Origin of the sequence: Cupriavidus gilardii (genome assembly GCF_008801915.1) — a bacterium.
In the GTDB taxonomy this organism is placed as follows: Bacteria; Pseudomonadota; Gammaproteobacteria; order Burkholderiales; family Burkholderiaceae; genus Cupriavidus; species Cupriavidus gilardii.
This window is the reverse complement of record NZ_VZOV01000022.1, coordinates 48649-69930: the sequence shown is the minus strand read 5'-3', so window position 1 is coordinate 69930 and position 21282 is coordinate 48649. Positions and strand designations below refer to the sequence as shown.

The window sequence follows — 21282 nt, the reverse complement described above, 5'->3', positions numbered from 1 at the left end:
CTGGCCGCGGTGGCGCCTGGCACCAGCGCGGCGGAGGCCGACAGTACGGCCGCGGCGCTCGCCGCGGCGGCGGGCACGGAGGCGGCGCCCGTCGCGTGCGGCATCGGCCGTACCGGCGGCGTCGTCGAGATCGGCGGCTTGCGGCTGGACGGCAGCGCGCTGACCGCGCCCGGGTGCGGCGGCACCTTGGCGGCCTCGGCGAGCTGGCGCTTCTGCGCCTCGGGCAGCTGCTGGTAGCGGTCCCAGGCCTCGGTCTTGCGCTCGACCGGCACGGTCCGATGGATCTGGAAGTTCTCGCGCGCCAGCCGGCGCTGCTCCGGCGTCATCTGCGCCCACTCAGTCATGCGCGCGTGCAGGCGCTGCTGCTCGGCCGGCGCCAGTTCCTGGAAGCGGGCGGCGATGCGCAGCCACTTGCGGCGATGGACTTCGGTCAGCGTGTTCCACTGGCCGGCCAGCGGCGCCAGCACGCGCTGCTGCGCCGGCGTCAGCTCCGCCCAGGTGGGACGGACGGCACGGACCGCGTGGCTGGTGGCCGGGCTCGATGCCTTGGTGGCCGGCTCGACTGCATCGCGCGCATGCGCGGCCGGCGGCGTCACGCACCACAGCGCCGCGGCGCTCAGGCCCGCGCCGAGCCACAGCGCGACAGCGCCGCGCGCGCCGACACGCTCGGCCTTATTCGCCATGCTTGAGAAAGACATGGAAACCCTCGTCCGCGTAGGCGGCCGGAGGCAGTTCGTCGAGCAGCATCGCGGCGTCGACATCGGCCAGTTCCTCGATCCGTTGCTGCTGCTGCCATTGGTAGATGCCGGCCAGTCCGCCGGCCAGGGCGACCAGCGTCCATACCAGGCCGAGGCGGCGCACCCAGTCGCCCAGCGGCCGCATCGACCGGCGCACGTCGCCGTGCAGCGACGGTCCGGTCGTCGCCAGACGAGGTGATGTTTGAGGCGCTTCGACGCGGCGGCGCGACAGCGCCACGCGGCGTGCGGTGGCCAGCCGGGCGGCGATATCGTCCGGCACCTGGTTGGCGGAGGCGTCCAGCATGGCGGTGATCTGCCGGGCCAGGCGGCGTTGCTCGATCTCGGATGCGTTTCTGCTGTTCATAGTCGGAGTCCCCGGGCGCGCAGCGCCTGCGCCAGGGCATGCGTGGCGCGCGAACAGTGGGTCTTGACGCTGCCTTCGGAACATCCCATGGCAGCGGCCGTTTCCGCGACGTCCATATCCTCCCAGTAACGCAGCAGGAAGGCCTCGCGTTGACGGGTGGGCAGGCGCCGGACTTCTTCTTCGATGATGCGCATGGTCTGCACGCGCTCGAACCGGTCGGCGCTGCTCTCGGCGGCCTGCGATCCCGGCTCGCTCTCCAGCGCCTCCAGCAGGTCGGCGTCCTCGCCGTCGCGCTCGTCGCGCAGGTTAGAGAACAGCGTGACCCAGGTGTTGCGCACCTTCTGGCGGCGAAACCAGTCGTGGATGGTGTTCTGCAGGATGCGCTGGAACAGCGGCGGCAACTCGGCGGGGCCGCGGTCGCCGTATTTTTCGGCCAGCTTGATCATGGCGTCCTGGACGATGTCCAGGGCGGCCTGTTCGTCCCGTACCGCGAAGACCGCGTGCTTGAAGGCGCGGCGTTCGGCGCTGGCGAGAAAATCGGATAGTTCCTGTTCGGTTGCCATGCGGCGGGCGAGAGCGGCCGGCAATACCGCACCAGGACGGGGCGGCCGGCAGCCCGGAAATCAGCAAAATGCGGCGATGCTAGCAAATAACCGGGCGGCCGTGTCGCCCCGGCGACACGATACGAGGTCATAGACCGCGCTGGTGCGATGCAGTATCATCGACGGTTCACGACATCAGTGGTTGTCTCATCTGGCCGCTTATGAGGCGGTCTCCCATGCAGACGCGCACCGCTTGAACCCGTGCCACAAGCCCGGCAGAGAGCATCCAAACAATTTTTTGCCGAAAATTGCAAAGGACTGACATGAACATGCCCAGCGCGGAATTCTCCCACGCCGACAGCAATTCATCCGCCGCACCCGAAATGATCGGGGCGGAAATCCTCGTCCACGCACTTGCCGAAGAAGGCGTCGAATACGTCTGGGGTTATCCCGGCGGCGCAGTGCTGTATATCTACGACGAGCTGTACAAGCAAAAGAAAATCGAGCACATCCTGGTGCGCCACGAGCAGGCCGCGGTCCACGCCGCGGACGGCTATGCGCGTGCGACCGGCAAGGTGGGCTGCGCGCTGGTGACCTCGGGTCCCGGCGTGACCAATGCCGTCACCGGCATCGCCACCGCCTATCTGGACTCGATTCCGATGGTGGTGATCACCGGCAACGTGCCGACCCACGCGATCGGCCAGGATGCCTTCCAGGAGTGCGACACGGTCGGCATCACGCGCCCGGTGGTCAAGCACAACTTCCTGGTCAAGGACGTGCGCGATCTGGCGGCGACCATCAAGAAGGCCTTCTACATCGCCGCGACCGGCCGCCCCGGCCCGGTGGTGGTCGACATCCCGAAGGACGTGTCGCGCAACGCCTGCCGCTACGAGTATCCGAAGGCGATCGACATGCGCTCGTACAACCCCGTCAACAAGGGGCATTCGGGCCAGATCCGCAAGGCATTGGCGCTGCTGCAGAGCGCCGAGCGGCCGCTGATCTATTCGGGCGGCGGCGTGGTGCTGGCCAATGCCAGCGACGAGCTGCGCCAGCTGGCCGCGCTGACCGGCCATCCGGTCACCAACACGCTGATGGGCCTGGGCGCGTTCCCCGGCACCAGCAAGCAGTTCGTCGGCATGCTCGGCATGCACGGCACCTACGAAGCCAACATGGCGATGCAGAACTGCGACGTGCTGATCGCGATCGGGGCGCGCTTCGACGACCGCGTGATCGGCAACCCGGCGCACTTCACCTCGCAGCCGCGCAAGATCATCCATATCGACATCGATCCCTCGTCGATCTCGAAGCGGGTCAAGGTGGACATCCCGATCGTCGGCAACGTCAAGGACGTGCTGCAGGAACTGATCGCGCAGCTGCAGGCCAGCGACGTCAAGCCCCGCCGCGAAGCGCTGTCGCGCTGGTGGGAGCAGATCGAGCAATGGCGCTCGGTCGACTGCCTGAAGTACGACCGCAATTCCGAGATCATCAAGCCGCAGTACGTGATCGAGAAGATCTGGGAACTGACCGGCGGCGATGCCTTCGTCTGCTCGGACGTGGGCCAGCACCAGATGTGGGCCGCGCAGTTCTACAAGTTCGACCAGCCGCGCCGCTGGATCAACTCCGGCGGCCTCGGCACGATGGGCGTGGGCCTGCCGTACGCGATGGGCATCAAGAAGGCGTTCCCGGACAAGGAGGTCGTCACCGTGACCGGCGAGGGCTCGATCCAGATGTGCATCCAGGAACTGTCGACCTGCCTGCAGTACGACACCCCGGTCAAGATCTGCGCGCTGAACAACCGCTACCTGGGCATGGTGCGCCAGTGGCAGGAGATCGAGTACGACAACCGCTACTCGCATTCCTACATGGACGCGTTGCCCGACTTCGTCAAGCTGGCCGAGGCCTATGGCCACGTCGGCATGCGCATCGAGAAGACCGCCGACGTCGAGCCGGCGCTGCGCGAAGCCTTCCGCCTGAAGGACCGCACCGTGTTCCTGGACTTCCAGACCGACCCGACCGAAAACGTCTGGCCGATGGTGCAGGCGGGCAAGGGCATTTCGGAAATGCTGCTCGGCGCGGAGGACCTGTGATGCGACACATCATTTCGGTCCTGCTGGAGAACGAACCGGGCGCGCTGTCGCGCGTGGTCGGGCTGTTCTCGGCGCGCGGCTACAACATCGAGACGCTGACCGTGGCGCCCACCGAGGATGCCTCGCTGTCGCGGATGACGATCGTGACGACCGGCTCGGATGACGTGATCGAACAGATCACCAAGCATCTGAACCGGCTGGTCGAGGTAGTCAAGGTGGTCGACCTGACCGAGGGCGCGCACATCGAGCGCGAGCTGATGCTCGTCAAGGTGCGCGCCGTCGGCAAGGAGCGCGAGGAGATGAAACGCACCGCGGACATCTTCCGCGGCCGGGTCATCGACGTCACCGAGAAGACCTACACGATCGAGCTGACCGGCAACGGCAGCAAGCTCGATGCCTTCCTCGATGCGATCGACCGCAGCGCGATCCTGGAGACCGTCCGTACCGGCGGCTCGGGAATCGGCCGCGGCGAGCGCATCCTGAAGGTCTGACGCCGGTCTCTCGCGCGGCAACCCACCCTACCCCATTGCAGTATCGACGGCGGCGCGCCGGCGCCCATGACATGCGCGGCGCGTCGTCGACTCCCAACATCGGAAAAAGAGCGAAGGAATCATCATGAAAGTGTTTTACGACAAGGACGCCGACCTGTCCCTGATCAAGGGCAAGAACGTCACCATCATCGGCTACGGCTCGCAGGGCCACGCCCACGCGCTGAACCTGAACGACTCGGGCGTCAAGGTGACGGTCGGCCTGCGCAAGAATGGCGCGTCGTGGAACAAGGCCGTCAACGCCGGCCTGCAGGTCAAGGAAGTGGCCGAGGCTGTCAAGGACGCCGACGTGGTCATGATCCTGCTGCCGGACGAGCAGATCGCCGACGTCTACAAGAACGAAGTGCACGACAACATCAAGGAAGGTGCCGCGCTGGCCTTCGCCCACGGCTTCAACGTGCACTACGGCGCGGTGATCCCGCGCGCCGACCTCGACGTGATCATGATCGCGCCGAAGGCCCCGGGCCACACCGTGCGTTCGACCTACAGCCAGGGCGGCGGCGTGCCCCACCTGATCGCGGTGCACCAGAACAAGTCGGGCGCCGCCCGCGACATCGCGCTGTCGTACGCCACCGCCAACGGCGGCGGCCGTGCCGGCATCATCGAGACCAACTTCCGCGAAGAGACCGAGACCGACCTGTTCGGCGAGCAGGCCGTGCTGTGCGGCGGTACCGTCGAGCTGATCAAGGCCGGCTTCGAAACGCTGGTCGAAGCCGGTTACGCGCCGGAAATGGCCTACTTCGAGTGCCTGCACGAGCTCAAGCTGATCGTCGACCTGATCTATGAAGGCGGCATCGCCAACATGAACTACTCGATCTCCAACAACGCCGAGTACGGCGAATACGTGACCGGCCCGCGCGTCGTCACCGAGGAGACCAAGAAGGCCATGAAGCAGTGCCTGAAGGACATCCAGACCGGCGAATACGCCAAGAGCTTCCTGCTCGAAAACAAGGCCGGCGCGCCGACGCTGATCTCGCGCCGCCGCCTGACCGCCGAGCACCAGATCGAGGAAGTGGGTGCCAAGCTGCGCGCGATGATGCCCTGGATCGCCAAGAACAAGCTGGTCGACCAGTCCAAGAACTAAGCGTGCCGAACGCCGCGCCGCCGGGTTGCCGGCTGGCGCGGCCTGCGCCCTGCAGCCGTTCAGCCTTCCGTCCCCACCGGAGGCGGTCGCCATGGCCAGACCATGGTCCGCCGAGGGAAACGGGCGAGGGCTGGGCGGCTTTTTGTTATCCTTGTCAGACTTGACTGACCCCCATTGACCTCTTTCCCACCTGCATGAACTATCCCCATCCGCTGATCGCCCGTGAAGGCTGGCCGTTCCTGGCCGGCGCTTTTGTCATCTCGCTGCTGGTGCATGCCAGCGCGGGATTCTGGTGGGCGCTGCCGCTCTGGATCATCACGGTGTTCGTGCTGCAGTTCTTCCGCGATCCGCCGCGGCCGATCCCGACCCAGCCCAATGCGGTGCTGGCGCCGGCCGACGGACGCATCGTCGCGGTCGAGAAGACCCAGGATCCCTACGCCGGCCGCGAGGCGCTGAAGATCAGCGTGTTCATGAACGTGTTCAACGTGCATTCGAACCGCGTGTCGGTCGACGGCACCGTCGAGAAGATCGACTATTTCCCCGGCCAGTTCGTCAACGCCGACCTGGACAAGGCCTCGACCGAGAACGAACGCAACGCGGTGGTGATCCGCCGCGCCGGCGACGACAAGGTCGTCACGCTGGTGCAGGTCGCCGGCCTGATCGCGCGGCGCATTCTTTGCTATACGCGCGTCGGCGACACGGTCGCGCGCGGGCAGCGCTACGGCTTCATCCGCTTCGGCTCGCGCGTCGACGTCTATCTGCCGCTCGACGCCCGGCCGCGCGTGACGATCGGCGAGAAGGTCTCGGCTTCGTCGACGATCCTCGCCGAGCTGGATTGAGCCACGAGCGATCGAGGAGATTCGGCATGGGTGCATTCAATCGTCGCAACAAGCGCGTGATCGGCGGCAACGTGACCCATCTGCGGCCGTTCCGCCATAACCAGATGCGGGGCGCCGAGATCGATCCGGCGGACGACGACGAGCTCGAGGTCGAATACGTGCGGCCGCGCCGGCGCGGCATCTACCTGCTGCCGAACGCCTTCACCACGGCCGCGCTGTTCGCCGGCTTCTTCGCGATCGTGCAGGCGATGAACATGCGCTTCGATGTCGCCGCGATCGCGATCTTCGCGGCGATGGTGCTCGACGGCATGGACGGCCGCGTGGCCCGCATCACCAACACGCAGAGCGCCTTCGGCGAGCAGTACGATTCGCTGTCCGACATGACTTCGTTCGGCGTCGCGCCGGCGCTGGTGATGTACGAATGGATCCTGAAGGACCTCGGCAAGTGGGGCTGGATCGCGGCCTTCGTCTATTGCACCTGCGCCGCGTTGCGTCTGGCGCGCTTCAACGCCAATATCGGCGTGATCGACAAGCGCTTCTTCCAGGGCCTGCCGAGCCCGGCCGCGGCGGCGCTGGTAGCCGGCTTCGTCTGGCTGGCGATCGACAACAAGCTGCCGGTGCGCGAACTGTGGATGCCGTGGGTGGCGTTCGCGATCACGCTGTATGCCGGGCTGTCGATGGTCACGAATGCGCCGTTCTACAGCGGCAAGGCCCTCGACGTGCGCCATCGCGTCTCCTTCGGCGTGATGATCCTGGTGATGGTGCTGTTCGTGGTGGTGTCCAGCGATCCGCCGGTGGCGCTGTTCGGGCTGTTCGTCGGCTATGCGATCTCCGGCTACGTGCTGTGGGGCTGGCGCGCGATGCATGGCGAGCGGGGCGCCGTGGCGCGCTCTCAGGCGGGCGGCTCGGATTGACGCCGGGCCGCGCGGAGCAGCCGCGGATGTCGATTTGATGAACGGGAAAGGCGCTTCGGCGCCTTTTTTGTTTTTGCGTTTGCTTGCGATTCCCCGCTTGTGATGTCCGTCCAATTCGCGGTATGTTGCCGAGGCGTCATGCCGCGAAGGCATGGCGGCCCGCCGCGTAGCCGCGATCGGCTACCGACTTGCCACTGAAACAAGGAGAATCCCATGAGCGTGCTGGATTTCATCAAGGAAGCAGGCGAGAAGCTGTTCGGCCGCGAAGCCAAGGCCGCCGAGCCGGCCCAGGCCGCGCCCGCCGATGCCGCGCAGCAGGCCGAGGCGGCCAACCGCACCGCCGGCGAAGCGATCGAGAACTACATCCGCAAGATGGGTCTCGACGCGACCGGGCTGTCGGTGCAGGTCGACGGCGCCCAGGGCAAGGTCACGGTGTTCGGCGTGGCGCCGGACCAGGCCACGCGCGAGAAGATCATCCTGTGCTGCGGCAACGTCGAAGGCGTCGAGCAGGTCGAGGACAAGATGTCGGTCAATGTCGAGTCTGAATCGGCGCAATGGCACACCGTGGCCAAGGGCGACACGCTGTCGGCGATCGCGCAGAAGTACTACGGCAAGGCCAACGCCTACAACGCGATCTTCGAGGCCAACCGGCCGATGCTGTCGCACCCGGACAAGATCTATCCGGGCCAGAAGCTGCGCATTCCGCCCCAGGCCTGACCGCTTGCACGAGCCCCGCGTTGCGCGGGGCGCAGCCGCGCGGCCGCTGGGGAAAACCCGCGTGTTGCGCGTCGTTGCCATCTCGGCTATATTCGCTGCCATGATTTCGCGCCAAGCCCGACTCGCCCGTACCCTGCTAGGTAGCCTACTAGGCAGCCAGGTCGGGACGCGCGCGCGCTGAGGAAGCGATAGCCTCACGCGAAGTCGCACAGGATTTATCCACGCCCCGGCCTGCATCCCTGCACGCCGGGGCGTTTTGCATTGGGCCGCAGCGAGCGGCGACGATGCGACTGGCAGGCAGCGGGGCACCGGAACAGAAACCGCCGAAACCCGTTCGAGCACTTATTCCCCAGGAGCGTTTTCCATGTCGGACAAACTGATCATTTTCGATACCACGTTGCGCGACGGCGAGCAGTCGCCCGGCGCCTCGATGACGCGCGAGGAGAAGATCCGCATCGCGCGCCAGCTCGAGCGCCTGAAGGTCGATGTGATCGAGGCCGGCTTCGCCGCCAGCTCGAACGGCGACTTCGAGGCGATCCGCGCGATCGCGCAGACCGTCAAGGACTCGACCATCTGCTCGCTGGCCCGCGCCAACGACAAGGACATCGCCCGTGCCGCCGAGGCGCTCAAGCCCGCGAATTCCTTCCGCATCCATACCTTCATCGCGACCTCGGCGCTGCATATGGAAAAGAAGCTGCGCATGACGCCGGACCAGGTCTACGAGCAGGCGCGGCTGGCGGTGCGTTTCGCGCGCCAGTTCACCGACGACATCGAGTTCTCGCCGGAAGACGGCAGCCGCTCCGACATGGACTTCCTGTGCCGCGTGCTGGAGGCCGTGATCGACGAGGGCGCGACCACGATCAACCTGCCGGACACGGTCGGCTATGCGGTGCCCGAAGGCTATGCCGCGCTGATCCGCTCGGTGCGCGAGCGCATTCCGAATTCGGACAAGGCGGTGTGGTCGGTGCACTGCCATAACGATCTCGGCATGGCGGTGGCGAACTCGCTGGCCGCGGTCAAGCTCGGCGGCGCGCGCCAGATCGAATGCACGATCAACGGCCTGGGCGAGCGTGCCGGCAACACCAGCCTCGAAGAGGTGGTGATGGCGGTCAAGACCCGGCGCGACTACTTCAACCTCGATGTGGGCGTCGATACCACGCAGATCGTGCCGGCCTCGAAGCTGGTCTCGCAGATCACCGGTTTCGTGGTGCAGCCGAACAAGGCCGTGGTCGGCGCCAACGCGTTCGCACACGCGTCGGGCATCCATCAGGATGGGGTGCTGAAGGCGCGTGACACCTACGAGATCATGCGGGCCGAGGACGTGGGCTGGACCGCGAACAAGATCGTGCTCGGCAAGCTGTCGGGCCGCAACGCGTTCAAGCAGCGCCTGCAGGAACTGGGCATCGAGCTCGACAGCGAGAGCGAGGTCAATGCCGCCTTCGCCCGCTTCAAGGAGCTGGCCGACCAGAAGGCGGAGATCTTCGACGAAGACATCATGGCCATCGTTTCGGACGAGGCCCATGATGCCAACGAACACTATCGCTTCATCTCGCTGTCGCAGCGCTCGGAAACCGGCGAGCGGCCGCATGCGCGCGTGGTGTTCAACATGGATGGCCAGGAGTGCACCGGCGAGGGCGAGGGCAACGGCCCGGTCGATGCCACGCTGCACGCGATCGAAGGCAAGGTGAACAGCGGCGCCGAGCTGGTGCTGTATTCGGTCAACGCGATCACCACCGGCACCCAGGCGCAGGGCGAGGTCACGGTGCGGCTGTCCAAGGCCGGCCGCATCGTCAATGGCGTCGGCACCGATCCGGACATCGTCGCGGCCTCGGCCAAGGCCTACCTGGCCGCGCTGAACAAGCTGCACGACAAGGCGGTGCAGAAGATCAATCCGCAGATCTGATCGCAGCGCGGGGACGGAAGAACCCGCCGGCCGACGCAGGCGCAACGCCGGTGGTTCGTGAGCTTCGACTCACGGACCGCCGGCGTTTTTTATGGGTGCCGCGCAGCAGCCTGGCTGTCGTACATGCCACAAAACGCAATGTGGCCATGAAAGCTGGAAGCGGGCCGGCAATGACTCGACGAACATCGCGGCCACGATTCGCCACCAATGCATGGACATGTATTCGGTGGTTTGGTGGCTGGCTTGTGACCCTTCGTTGAGGAATGTCGATGTCGTTGGCAGTCAGTGAGTTTGCCGTGCCATGCACGGTGCTCGATGTGAAACAGATCAAGACGCTCGGGGAGCCGGACAAGCAGCGCATCGCTCTGGGATCCCCATTGATCGTTGGGGATCGCTGTTATCGCTTCAACTGGGACAGGCAGTACGCCGCCCCCCATCTGCAGTGCCTGTCCAATTGGTGTGCTGCGTCGCGGCGGGATCGTCGCGAGGAAAGGACGCTGGCCGAAAGCCTGGCCGGGCAGTTGCGCGCGGGCGTGGTCAGCGCTGTCGATCTGGATCGACTGCATCCCTATGACACCGTCGGCCGGAACGCGGCGCTGGAACACGTGGCCGCGGGCGGCTTGCTGCAAGTGCATGGGCGCGCCTGCTCAAAGCGCTTCACCGTCGTCGTCGACCGGCGCGGCAAGGCGGCATGGGCGACCGTCAGCGAATCTCGCTGGCCCGCATTGAAGGCCCTGTGGAACTGGCTTCGCTGCCTGGGAAGTTCGGGGCGGCGGGAATGGCGGGACGAACGGCGGTTGCTTCACGAGCTCCGCTGCCTGCTGCCGGCGGACGAGGTCAAGGCGAAGCGCGAATCGATCGAGGCCGACCGCTTGAAACTGATGCGCGGGCTCGACAGGCAGAATCCGTCCGACGTTCATGACATCTTTCGCGGCCGGATCGCCTCGCCCGAGGCCGTCATGCAATTCCTGCGATACGACGGCAGCGCGTTGGAGCGCTTCGACGATGACGCCAGCACCGTGCTGCACCACGTCGCGCGCGACCCAAGACTCGCGACCGGCCCGGTGCTCGATTCGCTGTTCATGAAGATCGCCATCGAGGCGCTCGAATGCCGCGGGGCCGGTGTCGCCAACGCGGGAGCGGGGGCGACAGAAGGGGGAGAGACCACCCCGCGCATCTTCGCCTCCGACTACTACGGCAATACCCCGGTCCACCTTGCCGTACTCCATGGCGACAGGGCATCGGTGCTGCGCTTCCTGCAGCAGGCGGCAAAGACAGACTCGGAAAACACCGGGAGCGCGGGCCCGCGTTTTGCCGAGCGACGCAACCGGGCTGGGCAGACGATATGGGATTGCGCGCAAGCAAGGGTCCAGGCCCGACCGGCCGATGCCTGGGTGCTCGACATCGTTCGCAAGCACGGTGGCGAGCCGCCGGCAACCCGCGAGTGTGCGATGGACCTCGAGCCGGCCAGGGGCATGCCGGGATGTTCGCGCAGCCGGCTGGTGCCGCCGCCCACGTTGCCAGCGCGCCATGGCCGGCACTGAGCCGCATCAGGCGGCATCAGGCGGCACGGTGCCTAGCGGATCGTTTCCCGCGGATCGGCCAGCGGATCGGGGGTGATCTGGGTCTGCCGCAGCACGCCGGCATCGTCGAAATAGAAGTGGAACAGCGACGGCCAGTTCTCCTCGTGCAGGAAGCGGTACGACCAGACATCGCGGCGCATCAGCGGAAAGTACTGCGTCGGCTCGCGCGGCAGGCCGAAATGCTCGGCGACGTCGCGCTTGGTCCAGATGCCGATCCGCGCCTTGTACAGCTCGGTGGTGGTCAACATCTGGCGGAAGCGCGTCAGCTTGCCGCTGCCATCGAAGTCGGCCGCATAGGCCTGGCGCCCCAGTGGCTGCTTCGAATAGATCCAGCGCACGGTGCCGTCGTCGAGCCGGAAGATGTCGGTCGGCTCGCCGAAGGTCGCGCGCACCGTGCTCTCCGGCGCGCCGATCAGTTTCTGCGCCTCCTGTACGGGCTGCAGGATGACGCAGGCCGTCAACAGCGCGCCCGCCACGCCCAGCGCCAGCCAGCGGCCAATGCTCTTCAGTGCATTCATTGCGATCCTCGATCCTTCATGGCAACGGAATAGCGGCAGTGTAGCGCCGCAGGCGCCGCATCGCAGCGCCGGCGCGATTGCAAGGTGGTGAGCGCTGCCTTACCATGCTGCGCTTTCGCGGAGGTCGATCGATGGTTGTGAAGGGGTGGCTGGGGGCTTGCCTGTTGGCCCTGGCGGCGGGCGCGGCATCGGCGCAGGAGCCGATCCGGCTCGGCATGATCGACGGATTGTCGGGGCCGTTCGCCAATGCCGGCGAAGCGGTGGTGCGCAATCTGCGGCTTGCGATCGATCGGGTCAACGCGCGCGGCGGCGTGCGCACCGCCGAAGGGCAGCGCCCGCTGGAGCTGGTCACCTTCGACAGCAAGGGCAATGTCGACGAGAGCCTGATCCAGTTCCGCGCGCTGGTGGACCGCCGCATTCCGTTCGTGTTGCAGGGGAACAGCTCGGCGGTCGCCGCGGCGCTGGTCGGCGCGGTGAACCGGCACAACGCGCGCCAGCCCGATGCGCGCGTGCTGTTCATGAACTACTCGGCGGTCGATCCGGCACTGACCAACGAGAACTGCAGCTTCTGGCATTTCCGCTTCGATGCCGGCGCCGACATGCGGATGGAGGCGCTGACCGAGGTGATCCGTGCCGACGCCAGCGTGCGCCGTGTCTACCTGATCGCGCAGGACTACAGCTTCGGTCATCAGGTTTCGCGGCTTGCGCGGGACATGCTGGCGGCCAAGCGGCCCGACGTGAAGATCGTCGGCGACGAATTCCATCCAATCGGCAAGATCAAGGACTTCGCGCCATATATCGCCAAGATCAAGGCCAGCGGCGCCGACGCGGTGATCTCGGGCAACTGGGGCAACGACCTGACGCTGATGGTCAAGGCGGCGCGCGAGGGCGGGCTGGGCGCCAAGTTCTATACCTTCTACGGCAATGGCCTCGGTGCCCCGGCCGCGATGGGCGATGCCGGCGTGGGCCGCGTGCTGGCGGTGGCCGAATGGCACCCGAACGTCGGCGGCGCCGCCTCCGACGCCTTCTATCAGGCCTTCCGCAACCGCTATCCCGAGCCGAAGGACGACTACGTGCATCTGCGCATGCAGATGATGGTCGAGATGCTGGCAAGGGCGATCGAACAGGCCGGTTCCACCGATGCGGTCAAGGTCGCGCGGGCGCTGGAGGGTATGCGTTACGTCAACGACTTCCACGACGCCACCGTGCGCGCGGACGACCACCAGGTGCTGCAGCCCCTTTATGTGTCGATGATGGAGCGCCAGGGCGGGGACGTGCGCTTCGACAACGAAGGTTCGGGATTCGGCTTCCGCACGGTCAAGCGGCTGAAGGCGGCCCAGACCACGCGCGCCACGACCTGCAAGATGGAGCGCCCGTAGGCCCGCGCAGGCCCCGGCCCGGGCGCTTTTGCCCGGCAACTCCAGTTGCGCTATAATGCGCGGCTGTCGTTCAGGCGGCACTCGCGGCAACGCGGGCGCGTCCGGCGGCAATGCAGTGTGCGGCACCAGCCGCATTTTTATCCCGCACGACGTTCGCGGCCCTGGCGCTGCGACGTTCGCAAGTGAAAGGAAACATCATGTCCGTAGCCGATATCAACAAGTCCGAAGTCATCAAGCAGTTCGCCCGTGGCGCCAACGACACCGGCAGCCCCGAAGTCCAGGTCGCTCTGCTGACCTCGCGCATCAACGAACTGACCCCGCACTTCAAGGCCAACATGAAGGATCACCACAGCCGCCGCGGTCTGCTGCGCATGGTGAGCCGTCGTCGCCGCCTGCTGGACTACCTGAAGTCGAACGACGCCGATCGTTATCGCGCGCTGATCGAGAAGCTGGGTCTGCGCAAGTAAATTGCGCCAGGCTGCTCGGATCGGGGAAGGGACGAGGATGGCGATGCCGATGCCGGCATGGTCGGCACTGTCGGTCCTCGCACCGCACGCCCCGGCGTGACGCCAGGATGCCTGCGTCAGCACTGCTGATGCAGGCATTTTGTTTTTGCGCGGCCGATTGGCCAAGCCGGCGAATGCCGGCAATCCGATTGCGCCGCGGGTGGCCGGCCAGGCCGGACACCGTTGCCGTTGCACCACGATGTGCAACGGAGTAAGTTGAATCGTTCTTTTCATTCATGACACCGGAGTCCGGCAAGGAACCAGGGCTTTGTGTCATTCCAGCGCCTCATCGGATATCGGCAGCGATCGTTTGACCTTGATCGCTGCGGCCGCCACGGTGACGCGCTGGAATGGCATAGCACTTCCCTGCGACCGCGCCTGACAGCGATCCGGCAGCAATGCCCGCGGCTGCATCACGCGGGCGCCGGCACGCCGGCGGGCATTTGGCCCGTCGCCGTGCAAGCACAAAGGGGAACGCTCATGTCCATGTTCAACAAGGTCGTCAAGCAATTCCAGTGGGGCCAGCATACGGTCCGCATGGAAACCGGCGAAATCGCCCGCCAGGCCGGCGGCGCGGTGCTCGTCGATGTCGAGGACACCGTGGTGCTGGCCACCGTGGTGGCCGCCAAGCAGCCCAAGCCGGGCCAGGATTTCTTCCCGCTGACGGTCGACTACATCGAGAAGACCTATGCCGCCGGCAAGATCCCGGGCGGCTTCTTCAAGCGCGAAGGCCGTCCGTCGGAGAACGAGACGCTGACCTCGCGCCTGATCGATCGTCCGCTGCGTCCGCTGTTTCCGGAGGGCTTCTATAACGACGTGCAGGTGGTCGTCCACGTCGTCTCGCTGAACCCCGAAGTACCGGCCGATATCCCGGCGCTGATCGGTGCCTCGGCCGCGCTTGCGGTCTCGGGCATTCCGTTCAACGGTCCCGTCGGCGCCGCGCGCGTCGGCTACCAGAACGGCCAGTACCTGCTGAACCCGACCCGCAGCCAGCTGGCAAGCTCCGAGCTGGACCTGGTGGTCGCCGGCACCGAGCGTGCCGTGCTGATGGTCGAATCGGAAGCCAACCAGCTGTCCGAAGAGGTGATGCTGGGCGCCGTGGTCTACGGCCACGAACAGATGCAGGTCGCGATCAACGCGATCCACGAGCTGGTGCGCGAAGGCGGCAAGCCCGAGTGGAACTGGGCTCCGGCGCCGAAGAACGAGGCGCTGATCGCCAAGGTGGCCGAGGTCGGCTCGCCGCTGCTGCAGGAGGCCTATCAGATCCGTCAGAAGTCGGCCCGCTCGCAGAAGGTCAAGGAAGCCTACGCCGCGGTGGAGGCCCGTCTGGCCGAGGCCGGCGTCGAGTTCGACAAGGTCGAGGTCGGCAACATCCTGTTCGATCTGGAAGCGAAGATCGTCCGTGGCCAGGTGCTGGCCGGCGAGCCGCGCATCGACGGCCGCGACACCCGCACCGTGCGTCCGATCGAGATCCGTTCGTCGGTGCTGCCGCGCGCGCACGGCTCGGCGCTGTTCACCCGCGGCGAGACGCAGGCGCTGGTGGTGGCCACGCTGGGCACCAAGAGCGACGAGCAGATCATCGACGCGCTGGCCGGCGAATACCGCGATCGCTTCATGCTCCACTACAACATGCCCCCGTTCGCAACCGGCGAGACCGGCCGCGTCGGTTCGCCCAAGCGCCGCGAGATCGGGCACGGACGTCTGGCCAAGCGCGCGCTGATTCCGGTGCTGCCGGCCGAGGACGAGTTCGCCTACACGATCCGCCTGGTGTCGGAAATCACCGAGTCGAACGGTTCGTCGTCGATGGCTTCGGTCTGCGGCGGCTGCCTGGCGCTGATGGACGCCGGCGTTCCGGTCAAGGCGCACGTGGCCGGCGTGGCCATGGGCCTGATCCTGGAAGGCAACAAGTTCGCCGTGCTGACCGACATCCTGGGCGACGAGGACCACCTCGGCGACATGGACTTCAAGGTGGCGGGTACCGACAACGGCATCACCGCGCTGCAGATGGACATCAAGGTCCAGGGCATCACCAAGGAAATCATGCAGGTCGCGCTGGCGCAGGCCAAGGAAGGCCGCCTGCATATCCTGTCGAAGATGCAGGAGGCGATGGGCCATGCGCGCACCGAGCTGTCGGAACACGCGCCGCGCATGATCACGATGAAGATCCACCCGGACAAGATCCGCGAGGTGATCGGCAAGGGCGGCTCGACGATCCAGGCGCTGACCAAGGAAACCGGCACGACCATCGACATCCAGGAAGACGGCACGATCACGATCGCGTCGACCTCGACCGAGGGCATGGCCGAGGCCAAGCGCCGCATCGAGGGCATCACCGCGGAAGCCGAAGTGGGCAAGATCTACAACGGCACCGTGCTGAAGCTGCTGGACTTCGGCGCCATCGTCAACATCCTGCCGGGCAAGGACGGTCTGCTGCATATCTCGGAGATCGTCAACGAGCGCGTCAAGGACATCAAGGACTGGCTGAAGGAAGGCCAGCAGGTCCGCGTCAAGCTGATCCAGGCCGACGAGAAGGGTCGCCTGCGTCTGTCGCTGAAGGCGGCGATGGCCGAGGAGGGCGGTTCGATCGCTCCGCTGGCCAATGCCGAAGCACCGGCGGCGGCGGCCGAACCGGCCGGCGGCGAGCAGCAGTAAGCCGAACCGGGCCGCCGTTCCGCGCAAGCGGGGCGACGGTTTCCCGGTCAGGCGCAAAGCGTATGGAAAAACGGCTGGGCGATGCCCGGCCGTTTTTTTGTTTACACTGCCGCCAGTCCCTCAGGGCAAGCGCGCCAGTTCGCGCTTTCTTTTTTCCCTTTCCGCATCCCTGCCGCGCGCCAGGCGCGGTTTCGAGTTTCAAGGAGCCAGCATGCAAGCCATCGAGATCCGCGAATACGGCGGCCCCGACGTGTTGCAATTGACCGAGCGTCCCGATCCTGCGCCCGGTCCCGGTGAGGTCCTGATCCGCGTCGCCGCGGCCGGCATCAATCGGCCCGACGTGTTCCAGCGCACCGGCAACTATCCGGTGCCGCCGGGCGCGTCCGACCTGCCCGGGCTCGAGGTGGCCGGCGAGGTCGTCGGCGGCGACCTGTCGCATCCGGACAATCGCTTCGGCCTGAAAGTGGGCGACCGCGTCTGCGCGCTGGTGCAGGGCGGCGGCTACGCGCAGCTGTGCACCGCGCCGCTGGCGCAGTGCCTGCCGGTGCCGCAGGGCTTGAGCGATATCGAGGCGGCGGCCTTGCCCGAGACCTTCTTCACCGTGTGGAGCAATGTGTTCGATCGCGGCTATCTCGGACGCGGCCCGCGCGGCAAGGAAGAAACGCTGCTGATCCAGGGCGGGTCGAGCGGTATCGGCACCACCGCGATCCAGATCGCCAAGGCGCTCGGCCACAAGGTCTTCGTCACCGCCGGCAGCGACGAGAAGTGCCGCGCCTGCGAGGAGCTCGGCGCCGACCGCGCGATCAACTACAAGACCCAGGACTTCGCCGCCGAGGTCAAGACGCTGACCGGCGGCCGCGGCGTCGACGTGATCCTCGACATGGTGGCGGGCCCGTATCTGGCGCGCGAACTGTCGTGCATCGCGGACGATGGCCGCATCGTGATCATCGCGCTGCTGGGCGGCGCCAAGGCGGAGATTCCGCTTGGCGACATCCTGCGCCGACGCATCACCGTCACCGGCTCGACGCTGCGGCCACGCCCGGCCTCGTTCAAGGGCGAGATCGCGCGGGCTCTGCACGAACATGTGTGGCCGCTGCTGGCCAACGGCAGCATCAAGCCGGTGATCCACCAGGTCTTCCCGGCCGCGCAGGCCGCCGACGCCCATCGCCTGATGGAGTCGAGCGAGCACGTCGGCAAGATCGTGCTGACCTGGCAAGGCTGACGGCCAAAGCGGCCGGGCGATGGCCGGCCGCTTTCTGTCGCATGCGCGTCCGGCGGGGCAGAAGTTGAAATCGGGGTGGCAACGAGACAGTCCCGGCGAGTTGGCGGCGAATACTTCCTTGGCCATACCGGCATCGGTCACTACCAAGGAGCTTGCCATGCAGACCAATCGAATCGCACCCCAGACCATTCGCCCGCAACTGTCGCCGTCGGAGGACCCCGGCGCGCTGACGCAGCAGGATATCGACGAGTTGACCGCGCTCGTCCAGCCCGAGCTGGAGCGGGCGGGAACGTGGCGGGGCTGGCTATGCTGTTGCCTGCGCTGCCTCTTTCCCTGTATTTGCTGCGTCGAGGCCTGTCATTCCTACCGCGTGTCGAAGAGGGTGATGGAGCGGATGGAGGCGCGGGCGGCGGCCCAGGCGCCGGCACGCCTGGCCCCCTGAGCGCCGGCCGTTGCCCGGCGTCAGGCTGGCGGGACGTGCCGCGCCACGCCGCCGGGCTTCAGCGCGATCGCGCCTGGCGGTGTGACGCGACGGCGCAGGGTGTCGCGCGGTCGTAGCGCCCGGGTACTCGGCGCGGTACAATTGCGGGTTTGATTTTGAGAGGCGCTTTCGTGAGACAAAAGCTCGTCATCGGCAACTGGAAGATGCATGGCAGCCTGGCTGCCAACGAGGCCCTGCTGAACGGTATCAAGGCCGGCGTCACGTCGGGCGCGAGCCTCGCGGTGTGCGCGCCGTTCCCCTACCTGGCGCAGTGCCAGGCGTTGCTGGCGGGCAGCCCGGTCGCCTGGGGCGCCCAGGACGTGTCGGCCGAGGCGCGCGGCGCCTTCACCGGCGAGGTGGCGGCGTCGATGCTGGCCGAGTTCGGCGTCAGCTACGTGCTGGTCGGTCATTCCGAGCGCCGCACCTATCATGGCGAGAGCGATGCCGCCGTCGCCGCCAAGGCGCTGCGGGCCCTCGAATTCGGCATCGTGCCGGTGATCTGCGTCGGCGAGACGCTGGCGCAGCGCGAAGCGGGCGAGACCGAGGCCGTGGTCGGCAGGCAGCTGCAGGCCGTGCTGGAAGCGCTGTCGGTGGAACAATTGGGCCGCGTGGTGCTGGCCTACGAGCCGGTCTGGGCGATCGGTACCGGCAAGACCGCCAGCAAGGAGCAGGCCCAGGCAGTGCACGCCTTCCTGCGCGCCCAGGTCGCCGCGCGCGACGCCGGCGTGGCGCAGCGCATGGCGATCCTGTACGGCGGCAGCGTCAAGCCGGACAATGCGGCCGAGCTGTTCTCGATGGCCGATATCGACGGCGGTCTGATCGGCGGCGCCTCCCTCAAATCCGAAGATTTTCTCGCGATCGGCAACGCCTGATGCCGGCCGCACCGACCGTCTGAATCAGGCAAGCGAATCGAATCCATGGCAATTCTGAAAACTCTATTGATGGTCGCGCAGGTGCTGTCGGCGCTGGGCGTGATCGGGCTGGTGCTGCTGCAGCACGGCAAGGGCGCCGACGTCGGCGCGGCGTTTGGCTCGGGCGCCTCGGGCAGCCTGTTCGGCGCCACCGGCTCGGCCAACTTCCTGTCGCGCACGACGGCGATCCTGGCCACGCTGTTCTTCGTCTGCACGCTGGCGCTGACGTTGCTGGGCAACTACCGTCCTTCCGCCTCGCTGGGCGTGATGGGCGCCGCTCCGCAGACCGCTCCGGCCCCGGCCGCCTCGGCGCCCGCTGCCTCGGTGCCGGCCGCCGCCGCATCGGCGCCGGCCGCTCCTGCCGTGCCGAAATAATCCGGCATTCGCGCCCGGGATTGCCGAACATTTTGCACTTGTGCATTGAACAAAGTGGCGATCATGGGTTAGAATGCAGGGCTTGAAACGATTCCCCAGCGACGGTTCCTGGCGACGCAGCCAAATAGCAAAAATGGCCGCAAAACCAGCGATCCGAAGGGCTTGAAACCCGGCGCCAGGCAATATTGTTTCTCCCCCAGCCGACGTGGTGAAATTGGTAGACACGCTATCTTGAGGGGGTAGTGGCGAAAGCTGTGCGAGTTCGAGTCTCGCCGTCGGCACCAAACAACTTGATCGGAGTCTGCTCCCGGGCAATGCCCCGGTGAGGGACTCCGGCAGTCCGCAAGGCGGCGCCGTGATGTCTGCGCAATGGCGTTGGGCGCTTGGGGTGGGCAACAGGACGCCGCTTCAGCTGGTGCTGTTGACAACATTCCAGATAAGGCTGGCCGTACCTTGAATCTCGAAGCCTATTTCCCCGTTCTCGTCTTCATCATCTTCGGCGTGGTGCTCGGCCTCGCGCTGATGTCGATCGGCCGGATCCTGGGTCCGAACAAGCCCGACGCCGCCAAGCTCTCGCCTTACGAGTGCGGCTTCGAGGCGTTCGAGGACGCGCGCATGAAGTTCGACGTGCGCTATTACCTGATCGCCATCCTTTTCATTCTGTTCGATCTCGAAACCGCTTTCCTTTTCCCGTGGGGCGTCGCCCTGCAGGACATCGGCTGGCCGGGTTTCATCGCCATGGGCGTGTTTCTGCTGGAATTCATCGTGGGCTTCGTCTACATCTGGAAAAAGGGCGCGCTCGATTGGGAGTGATGTGAAATGGCAATCGAAGGCGTTCTGAACGAAGGCTTCGTCACGACTACCGCTGACAAGCTGATCAACTGGACCCGCACCGGGTCGCTGTGGCCGATGACCTTCGGCCTGGCCTGCTGTGCCGTGGAAATGATGCATGCCGGCGCGTCGCGCTATGACATGGACCGCTTCGGCGTGATTTTCCGCCCGTCGCCGCGCCAGTCGGACGTGATGATCGTGGCCGGCACGCTGTGCAACAAGATGGCCCCCGCGCTGCGCAAGGTGTACGACCAGATGGCCGAGCCGCGCTGGGTCATCTCGATGGGCTCGTGCGCCAACGGCGGCGGCTACTATCACTACTCGTATTCGGTGGTGCGCGGTTGCGACCGGATCGTGCCGGTCGACATCTACGTGCCGGGCTGCCCACCGACGGCCGAAGCGCTGATCTACGGCATCATCCAGCTGCAGAACAAGATCCGCCGCACCAACACCATCGCGCGCAAGGGTTGACATGGCCAAGCTCGATACCCTGAAGTCCGCGCTGGAGAAGGCGCTCGGCAATCGCATCGGCAAGCTGGTGGAGTCGTTCGACCAGCTGACGCTGATCGTCAAGGCCGACGACTACCTCGAAGTCGCCCGCGTGCTGCGCGACGATCCGTCGCTGCGTTTCGAGCAGCTGATCGACCTGTGCGGCGTCGACTATTCCACCTATGGCGACGGTGCCTGGGACGGTCCGCGTTTCGCCGCGGTCTCGCACCTGCTGTCGCTGACGCATAACTGGCGCCTGCGCGTCCGTGTGTTCGCGCCGGACGACGACATGCCGGTGGTCCCGTCGCTGATCGACGTGTGGAACTCGGTCAACTGGTTCGAGCGCGAGGCGTTCGATTTCTACGGGATCATCTTCGAAGGCCATCCGGACCTGCGCCGCATCCTGACCGACTACGGTTTCGTCGGCCATCCGTTCCGCAAGGACTTCCCGGTGTCCGGCTATGTCGAGATGCGCTACGACCCCGAGCAGAAGCGCGTCATCTATCAGCCGGTCACGATCGAACCGCGCGAGCTGACGCCACGGGTGATCCGCGAGGAAAACTACGGCGGCCTGAAGCACTGACCGGCACTGAGAACCCG

Annotated in this window: 21 protein-coding genes, 1 tRNA gene and 1 pseudogene; 19 read left to right on the top strand and 4 right to left on the bottom strand. The window is 66.3% G+C overall.

Going from position 1 to position 21282, the window contains the following annotated elements:
* From F7Q96_RS21405 to F7Q96_RS21395, 3 genes are all read right to left on the bottom strand, one after another.
* A partial coding sequence (locus tag F7Q96_RS21405) for a DUF3106 domain-containing protein (protein WP_249041698.1) occupies window positions 1-698 on the bottom strand: 698 nt, incomplete at its 3' end.
* Window positions 673-1101, bottom strand: a complete 429-nt coding sequence (locus tag F7Q96_RS21400) for a DUF3619 family protein (protein WP_053821423.1) — start codon at window positions 1099-1101, stop codon at window positions 673-675. The genes F7Q96_RS21400 and F7Q96_RS21405, both read right to left, overlap by 26 nt.
* Window positions 1098-1664 carry an RNA polymerase sigma factor gene (locus F7Q96_RS21395; protein WP_053821424.1) on the bottom strand — a complete coding sequence of 189 codons (567 nt, stop codon included), beginning with the start codon at window positions 1662-1664 and terminating at the stop codon, window positions 1098-1100. The genes F7Q96_RS21400 and F7Q96_RS21395 overlap by 4 nt, the downstream gene beginning before the upstream one ends.
* 302 nt (window positions 1665-1966) lie before the next feature.
* Between F7Q96_RS21395 and F7Q96_RS21390 the strand changes: the two genes are divergently transcribed.
* The 8 genes and pseudogenes from F7Q96_RS21390 to F7Q96_RS21355 all read left to right on the top strand — a co-directional run bounded on the left by F7Q96_RS21390 (window position 1967) and on the right by F7Q96_RS21355 (window position 11279).
* Entirely contained in the window at window positions 1967-3730 is a 1764-nt protein-coding gene (locus F7Q96_RS21390) for an acetolactate synthase 3 catalytic subunit (RefSeq protein ID WP_053821425.1), read from the top strand.
* Entirely contained in the window at window positions 3730-4221 is a 492-nt protein-coding gene (ilvN, locus tag F7Q96_RS21385; protein WP_006577027.1) for an acetolactate synthase small subunit, read from the top strand. The genes F7Q96_RS21390 and ilvN overlap by 1 nt, the downstream gene beginning before the upstream one ends.
* An 88-nt stretch (window positions 4222-4309) precedes the next feature.
* Window positions 4310-5362 (top strand): annotated as a pseudogene (ilvC, locus tag F7Q96_RS21380) (ketol-acid reductoisomerase); the annotation flags it as partial.
* Window positions 5363-5556: 194 nt separating this feature from the next.
* Complete coding sequence (locus tag F7Q96_RS21375; RefSeq protein ID WP_006577029.1) at window positions 5557-6201, top strand: phosphatidylserine decarboxylase; 645 nt, start codon at window positions 5557-5559, stop codon at window positions 6199-6201.
* A gap of 26 nt (window positions 6202-6227) precedes the next feature.
* Window positions 6228-7115: a CDP-diacylglycerol--serine O-phosphatidyltransferase gene (pssA, locus tag F7Q96_RS21370; protein WP_053821426.1), complete on the top strand. Its 888-nt coding sequence runs from the start codon at window positions 6228-6230 to the stop codon at window positions 7113-7115.
* Between the two features lie 213 nt (window positions 7116-7328).
* Window positions 7329-7832, top strand: coding sequence for a peptidoglycan-binding protein LysM (gene lysM, locus F7Q96_RS21365; RefSeq protein ID WP_006577031.1), 504 nt, complete (start codon window positions 7329-7331; stop codon window positions 7830-7832).
* Between the two features lie 364 nt (window positions 7833-8196).
* Window positions 8197-9735 carry a 2-isopropylmalate synthase gene (locus tag F7Q96_RS21360; protein WP_053821427.1) on the top strand — a complete coding sequence of 513 codons (1539 nt, stop codon included), beginning with the start codon at window positions 8197-8199 and terminating at the stop codon, window positions 9733-9735.
* 269 nt (window positions 9736-10004) lie between these two features.
* The gene (locus F7Q96_RS21355) at window positions 10005-11279 is read left to right on the top strand and encodes a hypothetical protein (RefSeq protein WP_151023254.1); all 1275 of its coding nucleotides are present in this window, start codon (window positions 10005-10007) and stop codon (window positions 11277-11279) included.
* 32 nt (window positions 11280-11311) lie between these two features.
* Here the strand turns inward: F7Q96_RS21355 and F7Q96_RS21350 are convergent, their stop codons facing one another.
* Window positions 11312-11836, bottom strand: coding sequence for a hypothetical protein (locus tag F7Q96_RS21350; RefSeq protein WP_053821429.1), 525 nt, complete (start codon window positions 11834-11836; stop codon window positions 11312-11314).
* A gap of 131 nt (window positions 11837-11967) precedes the next feature.
* On the opposite strand from F7Q96_RS21350, the gene F7Q96_RS21345 reads away from it, so the two are divergent.
* The 11 genes from F7Q96_RS21345 (at window position 11968) to F7Q96_RS21295 (ending at window position 21265) form a co-directional block, all read left to right on the top strand.
* Window positions 11968-13215, top strand: coding sequence for a branched-chain amino acid ABC transporter substrate-binding protein (locus F7Q96_RS21345; protein ID WP_053821430.1), 1248 nt, complete (start codon window positions 11968-11970; stop codon window positions 13213-13215).
* Window positions 13216-13412: 197 nt separating this feature from the next.
* Window positions 13413-13682, top strand: a complete 270-nt coding sequence (gene rpsO, locus F7Q96_RS21340; RefSeq protein ID WP_006577035.1) for a 30S ribosomal protein S15 — start codon at window positions 13413-13415, stop codon at window positions 13680-13682.
* A 519-nt stretch (window positions 13683-14201) separates the two neighbouring features.
* Window positions 14202-16373 (top strand): polyribonucleotide nucleotidyltransferase, encoded by a 2172-nt coding sequence (pnp, locus tag F7Q96_RS21335; RefSeq protein WP_053821431.1) that lies wholly within the window; start codon window positions 14202-14204, stop codon window positions 16371-16373.
* 211 nt (window positions 16374-16584) lie between these two features.
* Window positions 16585-17595, top strand: a complete 1011-nt coding sequence (locus F7Q96_RS21330) for an NAD(P)H-quinone oxidoreductase (RefSeq protein WP_053821432.1) — start codon at window positions 16585-16587, stop codon at window positions 17593-17595.
* Between the two features lie 157 nt (window positions 17596-17752).
* Window positions 17753-18037, top strand: coding sequence for a hypothetical protein (locus tag F7Q96_RS21325; RefSeq protein ID WP_006577038.1), 285 nt, complete (start codon window positions 17753-17755; stop codon window positions 18035-18037).
* Between the two features lie 170 nt (window positions 18038-18207).
* Window positions 18208-18948: a triose-phosphate isomerase gene (gene tpiA / locus F7Q96_RS21320; protein WP_053821433.1), complete on the top strand. Its 741-nt coding sequence runs from the start codon at window positions 18208-18210 to the stop codon at window positions 18946-18948.
* A 45-nt stretch (window positions 18949-18993) separates the two neighbouring features.
* Window positions 18994-19362, top strand: coding sequence for a preprotein translocase subunit SecG (secG, locus tag F7Q96_RS21315; protein WP_053821434.1), 369 nt, complete (start codon window positions 18994-18996; stop codon window positions 19360-19362).
* Between the two features lie 199 nt (window positions 19363-19561).
* A tRNA-Leu gene (locus F7Q96_RS21310) sits at window positions 19562-19646 on the top strand.
* A 169-nt stretch (window positions 19647-19815) separates the two neighbouring features.
* On the top strand, window positions 19816-20175 hold the full coding sequence (locus F7Q96_RS21305) for an NADH-quinone oxidoreductase subunit A (RefSeq protein WP_006576543.1): 360 nt from the start codon (window positions 19816-19818) through the stop codon (window positions 20173-20175).
* Window positions 20176-20181: 6 nt separating this feature from the next.
* Window positions 20182-20664, top strand: coding sequence for a NuoB/complex I 20 kDa subunit family protein (locus tag F7Q96_RS21300; RefSeq protein ID WP_151023252.1), 483 nt, complete (start codon window positions 20182-20184; stop codon window positions 20662-20664).
* Between the two features lies 1 nt (window position 20665).
* Window positions 20666-21265: an NADH-quinone oxidoreductase subunit C gene (locus F7Q96_RS21295; protein WP_053821435.1), complete on the top strand. Its 600-nt coding sequence runs from the start codon at window positions 20666-20668 to the stop codon at window positions 21263-21265.
* Window positions 21266-21282 lie beyond the last annotated feature (17 nt).

What these genes read in the sequence shown, in the direction of transcription:
- F7Q96_RS21375 (WP_006577029.1), top strand. Translation starts at nt 5,557, where the DNA reads ATGAACTATCCCCATCCGCTGATCGCCCGTGAAGGCTGGCCGTTCCTG.
- F7Q96_RS21295 (WP_053821435.1), top strand. Translation starts at nt 20,666, where the DNA reads ATGGCCAAGCTCGATACCCTGAAGTCCGCGCTGGAGAAGGCGCTCGGC.
- F7Q96_RS21300 (WP_151023252.1), top strand. Translation starts at nt 20,182, where the DNA reads ATGGCAATCGAAGGCGTTCTGAACGAAGGCTTCGTCACGACTACCGCT.
- secG (WP_053821434.1), top strand. Translation starts at nt 18,994, where the DNA reads ATGGCAATTCTGAAAACTCTATTGATGGTCGCGCAGGTGCTGTCGGCG.
- F7Q96_RS21395 (WP_053821424.1), bottom strand. Translation starts at nt 1,664, where the DNA reads ATGGCAACCGAACAGGAACTATCCGATTTTCTCGCCAGCGCCGAACGC.
- rpsO (WP_006577035.1), top strand. Translation starts at nt 13,413, where the DNA reads ATGTCCGTAGCCGATATCAACAAGTCCGAAGTCATCAAGCAGTTCGCC.
- ilvN (WP_006577027.1), top strand. Translation starts at nt 3,730, where the DNA reads ATGCGACACATCATTTCGGTCCTGCTGGAGAACGAACCGGGCGCGCTG.
- F7Q96_RS21390 (WP_053821425.1), top strand. Translation starts at nt 1,967, where the DNA reads ATGAACATGCCCAGCGCGGAATTCTCCCACGCCGACAGCAATTCATCC.
- F7Q96_RS21330 (WP_053821432.1), top strand. Translation starts at nt 16,585, where the DNA reads ATGCAAGCCATCGAGATCCGCGAATACGGCGGCCCCGACGTGTTGCAA.
- pnp (WP_053821431.1), top strand. Translation starts at nt 14,202, where the DNA reads ATGTCCATGTTCAACAAGGTCGTCAAGCAATTCCAGTGGGGCCAGCAT.
- F7Q96_RS21400 (WP_053821423.1), bottom strand. Translation starts at nt 1,101, where the DNA reads ATGAACAGCAGAAACGCATCCGAGATCGAGCAACGCCGCCTGGCCCGG.
- pssA (WP_053821426.1), top strand. Translation starts at nt 6,228, where the DNA reads ATGGGTGCATTCAATCGTCGCAACAAGCGCGTGATCGGCGGCAACGTG.
- F7Q96_RS21355 (WP_151023254.1), top strand. Translation starts at nt 10,005, where the DNA reads ATGTCGTTGGCAGTCAGTGAGTTTGCCGTGCCATGCACGGTGCTCGAT.
- F7Q96_RS21360 (WP_053821427.1), top strand. Translation starts at nt 8,197, where the DNA reads ATGTCGGACAAACTGATCATTTTCGATACCACGTTGCGCGACGGCGAG.
- lysM (WP_006577031.1), top strand. Translation starts at nt 7,329, where the DNA reads ATGAGCGTGCTGGATTTCATCAAGGAAGCAGGCGAGAAGCTGTTCGGC.
- F7Q96_RS21350 (WP_053821429.1), bottom strand. Translation starts at nt 11,836, where the DNA reads ATGAATGCACTGAAGAGCATTGGCCGCTGGCTGGCGCTGGGCGTGGCG.
- F7Q96_RS21325 (WP_006577038.1), top strand. Translation starts at nt 17,753, where the DNA reads ATGCAGACCAATCGAATCGCACCCCAGACCATTCGCCCGCAACTGTCG.
- F7Q96_RS21345 (WP_053821430.1), top strand. Translation starts at nt 11,968, where the DNA reads ATGGTTGTGAAGGGGTGGCTGGGGGCTTGCCTGTTGGCCCTGGCGGCG.